Origin of the sequence: Actinomadura geliboluensis, assembly GCF_005889745.1 — a bacterium.
GTDB lineage: Bacteria > Actinomycetota > Actinomycetes > Streptosporangiales > Streptosporangiaceae > Spirillospora > Spirillospora geliboluensis.
On record NZ_VCKZ01000765.1, the window covers coordinates 1 to 942 of the forward strand.

Annotated in this window: 1 protein-coding gene; it reads right to left on the reverse strand. The window is 67.6% G+C overall.

Translation table 11 applies throughout. The annotated features are described in order from the left end of the window. The coding region (rplM, locus tag ETD96_RS44115) for a 50S ribosomal protein L13 (protein WP_138642397.1) at positions 1-427 on the reverse strand (427 nt) is incomplete at its 3' end. Positions 428-942 lie beyond the last annotated feature (515 nt).

Below are 942 nucleotides of genomic sequence, written 5' to 3' on the forward strand. Positions count from 1 at the left end.
TGATCTCGAACGGGACCGGCTTCTGCGCCTGGTGCGGGTGGTCCGGCCCGGCGTAGACCTTCACCTTGCCGAACATCTTCCGGCCGAGGGAGTTCTTGGGCAGCATGCCCTTGATCGCCTTCTCGACCGCCCGCTCGGGGTGCTTGGCCAGCAGCTCGGTGTAGGTGACCGAGCGGAGCCCGCCCGGGTAGCCCGAGTGCCGGTAGGCCTTCTTGCGCTCCGCCTTGTTGCCCGACAGCGACACCTTGTCGGCGTTCACGATGACCACGAAGTCACCGGTGTCGAGGTGCGGCGCGTAGATCGGCTTGTGCTTGCCCCGAAGCAGCTGCGCGACCTGACTGGCGAGACGGCCCAGCACGACATCGGTCGCGTCGATGACGTACCACTGACGCTGGACGTCAGCGGGCTTAGGGGTGTACGTGCGCACGGTCGTCAGCCTTCGTTTCTCGTCGACTTTCAGCGGTTTCGATCCTCCGCTCCCCCTCGCGGGCGAGCGCCACATGTCAGCGGAAATCCTGCTCGCGCCGATCAGAGGATCATCCGACCCGGCGCTCCGGGAGGCCGGGGCCCCCACACGTCCGCGGCAGTTGACGCGAACACTCCGAGACGCACCGGCTCGCTGCGGCGTCGCCCCACCCGGAGGGCAGGCGTCACGCACACAACAAATAGGCAGGATACACGAGCGACGGGTAAGCGGCGCAATCCGCAGGACAGAGCGGCCTTCAGGCGGGGACCGTGGGGAGCGTCACGGTGACCAAAGGTAGCGCTTTTGATCTTTCTTAACGGATCTCCGTAACTCGGGGTGTATATCGGGATAAGGTGCCGGGCAACCGAGTCCACGCCGGCTCGCGCCGGCCCGCACCCGGGAGCCCCCGCTGTCCACTCCCCGCAGACCCGGCGACCCCGCCGGAGGCCACCAGCCCAGGCATGACGGGCAGGGCG